This window comes from Desulfomicrobium macestii, assembly GCF_014873765.1.
Lineage (GTDB): Bacteria > Desulfobacterota > Desulfovibrionia > Desulfovibrionales > Desulfomicrobiaceae > Desulfomicrobium > Desulfomicrobium macestii.
Map to the genome: position 1 here is coordinate 112,259 of NZ_JADBGG010000010.1, position 8,967 is coordinate 121,225.

10 protein-coding genes and 1 riboswitch are annotated in these 8,967 nt (G+C 61.6%); of the genes, 8 read left to right on the forward strand and 2 right to left on the reverse strand.

Annotated elements, in window-relative coordinates:
• Nucleotides 1-516: 516 nt before the first annotated feature.
• A riboswitch (TPP riboswitch) is annotated at nucleotides 517-618 on the forward strand.
• A gap of 83 nt (nucleotides 619-701) precedes the next feature.
• The 7 genes from thiS to H4684_RS08490 all read left to right on the forward strand — a co-directional run bounded on the left by thiS (nucleotide 702) and on the right by H4684_RS08490 (nucleotide 7,026).
• A complete protein-coding gene (gene thiS / locus H4684_RS08460) occupies nucleotides 702-902 on the forward strand; it encodes a sulfur carrier protein ThiS (RefSeq protein ID WP_092194466.1) in 201 nt (66 codons plus the stop codon).
• A gap of 59 nt (nucleotides 903-961) precedes the next feature.
• Entirely contained in the window at nucleotides 962-1,753 is a 792-nt protein-coding gene (locus H4684_RS08465) for a thiazole synthase (protein ID WP_192623450.1), read from the forward strand.
• Nucleotides 1,750-2,856, forward strand: a complete 1,107-nt coding sequence (gene thiH / locus H4684_RS08470; protein ID WP_192623451.1) for a 2-iminoacetate synthase ThiH — start codon at nucleotides 1,750-1,752, stop codon at nucleotides 2,854-2,856. The genes H4684_RS08465 and thiH overlap by 4 nt, the downstream gene beginning before the upstream one ends.
• Complete coding sequence (gene thiF / locus H4684_RS08475; protein ID WP_192623452.1) at nucleotides 2,853-3,476, forward strand: sulfur carrier protein ThiS adenylyltransferase ThiF; 624 nt, start codon at nucleotides 2,853-2,855, stop codon at nucleotides 3,474-3,476. Before thiH ends, thiF begins: the two co-directional genes overlap by 4 nt.
• Nucleotides 3,473-4,123, forward strand: coding sequence for a thiamine phosphate synthase (gene thiE / locus H4684_RS08480; protein ID WP_192623453.1), 651 nt, complete (start codon nucleotides 3,473-3,475; stop codon nucleotides 4,121-4,123). The genes thiF and thiE overlap by 4 nt, the downstream gene beginning before the upstream one ends.
• A gap of 169 nt (nucleotides 4,124-4,292) precedes the next feature.
• Entirely contained in the window at nucleotides 4,293-6,554 is a 2,262-nt protein-coding gene (locus H4684_RS08485) for a hypothetical protein (RefSeq protein ID WP_192623454.1), read from the forward strand.
• Between the two features lie 40 nt (nucleotides 6,555-6,594).
• Entirely contained in the window at nucleotides 6,595-7,026 is a 432-nt protein-coding gene (locus H4684_RS08490) for a GNAT family N-acetyltransferase (protein ID WP_192623455.1), read from the forward strand.
• Between the two features lie 48 nt (nucleotides 7,027-7,074).
• Here H4684_RS08490 and H4684_RS08495 read toward each other — a convergent pair whose 3' ends face one another.
• On the reverse strand, nucleotides 7,075-7,884 hold the full coding sequence (locus H4684_RS08495) for a tetratricopeptide repeat protein (protein ID WP_092194418.1): 810 nt from the start codon (nucleotides 7,882-7,884) through the stop codon (nucleotides 7,075-7,077).
• Nucleotides 7,885-8,544 carry an NAD(P)H-dependent oxidoreductase gene (locus tag H4684_RS08500; protein ID WP_092194420.1) on the reverse strand — a complete coding sequence of 220 codons (660 nt, stop codon included), beginning with the start codon at nucleotides 8,542-8,544 and terminating at the stop codon, nucleotides 7,885-7,887.
• Nucleotides 8,545-8,777: 233 nt separating this feature from the next.
• Between H4684_RS08500 and H4684_RS20615 the strand changes: the two genes are divergently transcribed.
• A partial coding sequence (locus tag H4684_RS20615) for a hypothetical protein (protein ID WP_407644765.1) occupies nucleotides 8,778-8,967 on the forward strand: 190 nt, incomplete at its 3' end.

The following is an 8,967-nucleotide window of genomic DNA, read 5'->3' on the forward strand; positions in this document are numbered from 1 at the left end:
TGGACGGTGACATCAAAACAGACAGGCAACAGCAGGATGGATTCCCGCCTTCGCGGGAATGACTACTTTTTGTTGCGACAGATTGAATCCTGGACGGCGACGTCAAGAACGCTCATTGACTCACCAATTCAACTACTTGAAATAAAATAAGAAATCATTGCCTTCACAACGCAACGACGGAGCCTCGAACGTCCGGCAGCGTTGCGGGGTGTTTTGGGCAAGGGCTGGCGACTGTCTGACCGATCCAGGCATCGTTTGTTCAGCCGTCGCGTGTCGTCCGGAGCGCGATCCACTGTTCAGAGGGGCGACGGCTGAACTCTACGAGGCCGGAGAGGGAGTTTCGGCGGCCCTTGCCCAAAACACCCCGCAACGCTCACTCACCACCCGACATAGCCAACACCTCAACCCGCTTCATCTTCGCAACCCGCTTCATCATCGCAAATCACCTCATCATCGCAAATCACCTCATCCTCATCCTCACCTTTACAACCCCGCCCGATCCACATAATGCTACCCATCACAAGCTGGGGGAGCCCGATGGGCTGAGAGGGGACAAGTTCCCGACCCTTACGACCTGACGCAGATCATGCTGCCGTAGGGAAGCTGGTTCCGGAAAACACCCATTCATCGAACCGCGCCCCACCCGGCGCGGTTTTCTTTTTGCGCTCCGCCCGGCCTGCAACAAAAACGCGGAGGCACCCATGCACATCATCGTCAACGGACGCACCCAGGACATAAAAACCGGCCAGACCCTGCACGGTCTGATCCTGTCCATGAATCTCGATCCTGCCGTGGTCGTGGCCGAACTGAACCAGAGCATCGTGCCCGGCGACAAATTCGCCGCCACCAGCCTTTGCGACGGCGACCGGCTCGAACTGCTGAGCTTTGTCGGCGGCGGCTGATCCTGCCCCGGCAATGACGACCAGACACCTTTCCCACACCGCAAACAGCGAGAATCACCATGGAACATACCGATATTTTTGAAATCGGCGGCAAGCGCCTGAGCAGCCGCCTGTTCACCGGCACGGGCAAGTACGGCAACGACGAACTCATCGCGCCCGTGTGCGAAGCCTCCGGCTCCGAGGTCATCACCGTGGCCCTGCGCCGCGTGGACCTGGACGGCAAGACGGACAACGTCATGAAGCACATCCCCACCCACATGACCCTGCTGCCCAACACCTCCGGGGCGCGCAACGCCGACGAGGCCGTGCGCATCGCCCGTCTGGCCCGGGCCATGGGCTGCGGGGACTGGATCAAGATCGAGGTCATTTCCGACAACCGCTACCTGCTGCCCGACGGATACGAGACCGCCAAGGCCACGGAAACTCTGGCCAGGGAAGGCTTCGTGGTCCTGCCGTACATGAATCCCGATCTCTACGTGGCCCGCTCCCTGGCCGATGCCGGGGCGGCGGCGATCATGCCGCTGGGGGCGCCCATCGGCACCAACCGGGGCCTTCGGACCGAAGAGATGATCCGCATCCTCATCGAGGAGATGGAGCTACCCATCATCGTCGACGCGGGCATCGGCGCTCCCAGCCAAGCCTGCCGGGCCATGGAGATGGGAGCGGCGGCCTGTCTGGTCAACACGGCCATCGCCACGGCCGCTGATCCCGTGCTCATGGGCCGGGCCTTCGGACGGGCGGTGACGGCCGGACGCGAAGCCTGGCTGGCCGGGCCCGGGGCGGTCGCCACCCTGGCACAGGCTTCCTCGCCCCTGACCGGATTCCTGGACCGGACGGAAGGCGCGTCATGAGTTTTCTCCCCGAAGCCCTGCGTCTGGGCCAGACTCCCCTGCATCTCGAAACCGTGAGCGGAGATGACGTGCGCCGTGCCGTGGACCTCCCGCGCGTCGATGCATCCGCATTCGCGGCCCTGCTCTCCCCGGCCGCGGACGAGCACCTGGAGAGCATGGCCGCCCGCGCCCACGCGCTGACCCTGAGCCATTTCGGCCGCACGGTGAGTCTGTTCACCCCGCTTTACGTCTCCAACCATTGCGCCAACCACTGCCGCTATTGCGGGTTCGCGGCCCCAAACAGCATTCCGCGCAGCCAGCTCAGCCTGGACGAGGTCCGGGCCGAGGGCGAGGCCATCGCCGCCACGGGGTTAAGGCACCTGCTTCTCTTGACCGGAGAGGCCCCGCGCAAGGCGGGCGTTGCGTATCTGGAAGCCTGCGTGCAGGTGCTGCGCCCCCTGTTTCCCTCCATATCCGTGGAGGTCTACCCCATGGAAACGGCGGATTACGCGCGCCTGACCCGGGCGGGCGTGGACGGGCTGACGGTTTTCCAGGAAACCTATGACCCGGTCCTCTACGCCGAGCTGCACCCGGCCGGACCCAAGCGGGACTACGCGTTTCGGCTGAACACTCCGCAGCGTGGAGCCGAGGCGGGCATGCGCGTGGTCAACATCGGGGCGCTCCTGGGTCTGACCGACTGGCGGCAGGAAATTTACGCCGTCGGCCTGCATGCGGCCTGGCTGCAAAAGCGCTATCCCGGCGTGGACATCGCCGTGTCCCTGCCGCGCATGCGCCCCCATGCAGGAGCGTTTCAACCGGCGTGCATCGTTTCCGACCGGGAGCTGGTGCAGGCCATGACCGCCCTGCGCATCTTCCTGCCGCGCCTGTCCATCACCATCTCCACCCGCGAGGCTCCGAGCTTCCGCGACAACATTCTGCCGCTGGGCGTGACACGAATGTCGGCAGGGGTCAGCACCGCCGTGGGCGGACACGCCAAACCCGCAAAGACCGGTCAGTTCGAGATCTCCGACCCGCGCAGCGTGGCCGAGATCGAGGCCATGCTGCGTTCACGCGGATATCAGGCCGTATTCAAGGACTGGGAACCCATCGAGGCCAGCGCGTGAACACCTTTGAACACGGCCTGAAGCGTTATCTGGACGAGGGCTTCCTTTCCTTCCTGCGTTCCGTGCGGATCGGGATCATCGGCGCCGGGGGCCTTGGCTCCAACTGCGCCGTACACCTCGTGCGCAGCGGATTCACGGACCTTGTCCTGGCCGATGCGGACGAGGTGGAGCCTTCCAACCTCAATCGCCAGCATTTCTCGCTGGCCCAGGTCGGCCGCCCCAAGGTCGAGGCCCTGCGCGACAACCTCATGGCCATCAATCCGGCGGCCAGGATCGAGGCCCTTCATCTGCATGTGAACGCCCGGAACATGACCGGCCTTTTTGGATCCTGCGACGCCGTGGTCGAGGCCGTGGACGATCCGCGCACCAAGAAGCTCATCGTCGAGACCATGACCCAGACGGGCCGGCTCGTGGTCGGGGCGTCGGGGCTCGGGGGATTCGGCCGCTCCGGGAGCATGACTGTCCGGACCATGCGGCCGGGCCTCGTCATTGTCGGGGACCACGTGACGGCCTGCGACATCCCGAATCCGCCCATGTCTCCCTGTGTGGGCATGGCCGCAGCCATGCAGGCCGACGTGATTCTGAACCATTTTCACACCATATATAAGGAAAAGGCATGAACGGACGCGAACTTGTGACCCGGCTGATGCATGAAGGCGGCCTGTACGGGCTGACCGCTGAGAAATTCTCCCTGGGACGGCGCAACGCGGACGTTGTCCGGACCATGCTGGACGGCGGGATACGCATCATCCAATACCGCGAGAAGACGAAAAAAATGGGACTCAAATACGAGGAATGCCTTCAGCTGCGCGCCATAACCCGCGAGGCCGGCGCGGCCTTCATCGTCAACGACGACATCGATCTGGCCCTGCTGACGGGAGCCGACGGAGTGCACGTGGGCCAGGAAGACCTGCCGGTCGAGGCCGTGCGCGCCCTGGTGGGCGAGGGCATGGCCGTCGGTCTCTCGACCCATTCCCCGGAACAGGCCCGTGCGGCAGTATCCCGGGGCGCGGATTACATAGGTGTCGGGCCGATCTTCGCGACCCGGACCAAGGAAGATGTCTGCGCGCCGGTGGGCTTTGAATATCTGGACTTCGTCGTGCGCAATATCGATCTGCCTTTTGTCGCCATCGGCGGAATCAAGGAGCACAACATCAAGGAAGTGACCGACCACGGTGCCCGGTGCATGGCCCTGGTCACCGAGATCACCGCCGCCGAGGACATCCGGGGCAAGATCGCCGCGCTGACGAACATTCTTTGCCCCTGACGCCGCGCAGGAAAAAAAAGGACGCGACGGCGATACGGTCCAAAGCATCCCGGCGACGGCATACGGTTCACGTATGACGGGCTTTCTTCCTTGATATCGGTTCCGTGTTGAGCGTAAGAAATACCCGCACCGTCCGCACCCCCAATCGTCCTCGCACAAGGAGCACCGCATGGAGACTGGTTCGTCATCCTCGCACCGCTGGCGTTTTTTCCGCCTCGGCGGTTTTGATCAGGTTCGACTCGACACGGCCGAGGATCTTCTCCATCTTGGCGAGTTGGATCAGAAGCTGTGGGCGGCCCTGAGCTGTCCAGTGGACGGGCTTGAGTTCGATCCGCGCACCCTGTCCATGCTCGACACCGACGGCGACGGCCGGGTCAGAGTTCCCGAGATCCTGGCCGCCGTGAACTGGGTCTGCACGGTGCTGCGCGACCTTCGCCCCCTCATGGCCGGAAGCTCTTCCCTGCCCCTGGCGGCCCTGGACGACTCCACCCCGGAAGGACGGCGGCTTTTGTCCTCGGCCAGACAGATCCAGAACTTTTTGGGTCAGGAAGGGAGCGAGGCCATCACCATCGAGCAGGTCGCCGGAACCGAGGCCCTGCTGCATGAATCCCCTTTCAACGGAGACGGGGTGATCACGCCCATTTCGGCCCGCGACCAGAGTACGCAGGCGCTCATCGAGGAGATCATGGCCTGCGTGGGCAGCGTGCAGGATCGCGGCGGGACGCCCGGCATCGGCGCGGAGCAGGTCGAGGCATTCTACCAGGCCGCCGCCCTGTACGTAGAGTGGCAGCGCCAGGCACAGGAAAATGCCCGGACCATCCTGCCCTTCGGAGAAAACACCACTGCGGCGCGGGACATAGTAAATTCCTTGCAGCCCAAGCTGGACGACTATTTCACCCGCTGCAACCTGGCCGCTTACGATCCCAAGGCCGAAGAGGCCCTGAACCCGGCCCTGAGCGCCTACGAGGCCATCTCGGCCCATGAACTGCGCCTGGATGCGGATCTTGTGCACTTCCCCGTGGCGCGAATCGAGGCAAATCGCCCTCTGCCCCTTGAGACGGGCCTCAATCCCGCCTGGGCGCAAGCCCTGTCGACATTCAAAGCCCTGGTGGTCGTTCCGCTGTTCGGGGATGTGCAGAGTCTGGAGCAGTCCCGGTGGGAGCAGATCAAATCAACCCTCAAGCCCCACGAGGAATGGCTCGCCGCCAAGGCAGGCGCCGAGGTGGAGAGCCTTGGAACCGTTCGACTCCAGGAACTGATGGATGGAGACAGCCGCCGGGAGCTGGAAAAGATCATCACCGAGGATTTGAGCCTGGCCGAACAGGTGGAGAGCTTCGAAGGGGTGACGCGGCTTGTGCACTTCACCCGCGATCTTCTGGTCCTGCTCAACAATTTCGTGGCCTTTCGCGATTTCTACGCCCAGGACCGCAAGGCCATTTTCCAGGCCGGCACCCTGTATCTGGACGGCCGGGCCTGCGAGCTCTGCGTGCGCGTGGCAAGTCCCGACACGCACGCCACTCTGGCCACCCTGAGCCAGACCTATCTCACCTACTGCCGCTGCATGCGGCGGGGCAGCACGGAACAGATGCATATCGCGGCGGCCTTCACCGGCGGAGATTCAGACAATCTGATGGTCGGCCGCAACGGCATCTTCTATGACCGCGCCGGAAATGACTGGGACGCGACCATCGTCAAGATCATCGAGCACCCAATCAGCGTTCGCCAGGCCTTTCTTTCGCCCTACAAGCGCCTCGGGCGCATGATCGGGGAGCAGATCGCGAAATTCGCGGCCGCCAAGGACAGTGCCGTGAGCACGGCCGCCGGGTCGAAACTGTCGGGCATGGCTCCGGGCGCGGACCCCGCCAAGCCGCCAACGCCTTTCGACGTGGGCAAGTTCGCCGGCATCTTCGCGGCCATCGGCCTCGCCCTTGGCGCTCTTGGAACGGCCATGGCCTCGGTCATGAGCGGATTTCTGACCCTTTCCGTCTGGCAGATGCCGCTGGTCATCGGCGGCCTCGTGCTCATGATCTCGGGCCCGTCCATGCTCATCGCCTACCTGAAACTCCGCCAGCGCAATCTGGCTCCCATTCTCGATGCCGGCGGCTGGGCCGTGAACACCAAGGCCCGCATCAACATCCCCTTCGGAGCCACGCTGACCACTCTGGCCGAGCTGCCGGAAGGCGCCAAGCGTTCCACAGTGGATCCCTTTGCGGACAAGAAGACGCCCTGGAAAAAATGGGCCGTGTTGCTGGCCCTTTTCATGGCTCTCGGGATGGCCTGGGACAAGGGCTACATCCAGCAGATATTCGCCAACTTGCGCCCGCTCTTCTCAAGCGAACAGACCAACGCCACCACCGAGACACCGGCTCCGGCCGACGCGCCCGCTGCCACTGCCCCGGAGAGTCAGGCCGAGCCGGCCAAAAAACAATAACCCCCGCCGGGCCAGGGGTCCGGCGCACAGGAATCTTAACATGTTCAAACGCGTGCAATCACCCGAGGAACAGCTTCGGGTGATGATGGTCCGGGCCATCGTGTTCATGGAGGAACAGGGTATCGCCCATGCCGATGAAATGGACATGCATGATGCCACGGCTCTGCACATTCTTGGCGAAATAGACGGCGAACCCGTGGCCTGCGGACGGATTCGCCACCAGGGCGACCGGGCCTTCCTGCAACGTCTGGCCGTGCGCCGCGCGTGGCGTGGGCAGGGGCTCGGCAGCGCGCTTCTCGGTTTCATGCTCGAAGAATGCCGCAAGGACGGATTCAGTCGCTTCGACCTTCACGCCCAGACCCAGGCGATAGGATTCTATCTAAGACACGGCTTCACGACCTGCGGGGAAGAGTTCGAGGAGGCGGGCATACCACATGTGCACATGTGGCTGCGCGACACGACGCCGGAATGATCACGGCTCCCGCGTGCAAAGCCGTAATGGGTGCGCTTGGGGTTTTGTTCAGCTAAAGGACAACGTACATAGATACTTCTTGAACTTCTGCCCTTCCTCGTGCCCGGGATTGATGCCCAGGCACTTCTCCAGGGCATTCTCCGCCTCGCCGATCCTGCCGCCCTGCACAAAGGCCCTGGCCAGATTGAAATAGAGGTTTTCGTCCGTGGCGCAGACCTCTATGGCCCGGGAATAGTAGCGACAGGCCTGGTCCAGCATGTCCTGCTTGCGCAGTTCGATCCCGAACTGATTGAAGAGGTGCTTGAACTCCGCCGAGGCAAAGCCGTCCAGGGCGATGAGCTGCTCGAAAACCGTGGCGGCCTTGTCGTGCTGATTGTATTGCAGATAGGTAAGCCCCAGGCCGAACAGGGCGCGGACGTTCTTTTCATCCAGGCCCAGGGCGTTGTTGTATTCCATGGCCGCCGAATAGGGCTCCCCGTTTTTCCTGTGCCGGTCGCCCTTGGCCACGGCCTTGGCTATTTTCTGGATGACGGGTTTGACCTGCTTCAGGAACATGTCCACCTCGGGCTGATACTGGGTGATCAGCTCCAGCATGGTCACTTCCAGGGCGGGACCCGAAGGCGCCCAATGGGCGTTGAGGGACTGCAGGGCCAGGAGATCGTCATCGATCTGCTTGGCGTAGTAGAAGAGGGTGCTGTCTTCCTTCTTGGCCGTGGTTCCCGTGCCGATGGCGACCGTGGTCCGTTTCGAGCAGACGCACTCAAGCCCCAGGTCCGTGGCCATGCAATATTTGGAAACGTCCGCGATGGTGTAGTCTTCAGCCACGATATTCTCTTTATCCTGCAATTTTTCGGACATCTAGAACCAGCGCACCATCTGTTCGAGAGGTCTGCGCGTCTTGCGCTTCGGCGGCTTGGCCCGGTAGCCGAAAGCGAGCATGTAGGCCACTCCGTACTCGCTCAGATCCACGCCGAAATCCTCCGCCAGCACCTCGTCCACCTTGTCCTGCGCATAGCCTTCGATGGGGCAGGAATCGATGCCGATCAATGCTGCGGCCGTCATCATGTTGGCCTGCGCGATGTAGCACTGCTTGCAGGCCCAGTCGAACATGGCCCGGTCGCTGTCCAGGAGGCGGAAATCCGACTGCTGAAACGTGGCGTAGTATTCCGTGCGGGCGGTGATGCGCTCCTCGGGCAATTCCTGAATCTGGCGCATGAAATCCGCGATGCCGACGCTGTCGAACTTGAGCAGGGGCGTCTTCATGGCCAGACAGACCAGGAAATGACTCGCCGTGGGAATCTGGAGCTTGCCGCCCCATGTGTGCGGCAGAAGTTTCCTGCGAAAATTCATGTCCTGGACAACCAGAAACTGCCACGGCTCAAACCCGAAGGAACTGGGAGACAAACGCGCGGTTTCAAGAATGAACAGGAAATCCTCATCGGAAATCTTGATCTTTGGATCGAACTCCTTGCAGGCATGACGGAACATGAAGGCGTCCAGAATGATCTGCTTGTCCATATGACAGCTCCTTGCAAAGGGATTGACGGACATCCAGGGCCCATCGTGGCAGGACAATCACATCACTACGCAGGCTTTTATCTAAGTTCAAGAACTCGACTTTCGGGGTTGTTAGTAAAGTCGCTGAAAAAGAAATCTATCTGGAATAATTGTATATTTTGATTGAGGGAATCCCCCTTCTGTAGTAGTTCTTTTGTTACCACACACAAGAACGTCAAAAAAAGGATTCCCGCATGCAAACTACAAATAATGCCATCGATTTGCAACTCATTAAAAACGAGTGTGAGAGCAGAATCGAATCGTTTTTCAGTCAGTTCGGAATTGCGACCATTGCGCGAAATTCAAGCATCAAGAAGGCTAGAGGATATTCTGCTTTGACTATTCTTCTGAACATCTTTGTTCTTCCGTTTATCGGAAAGAATA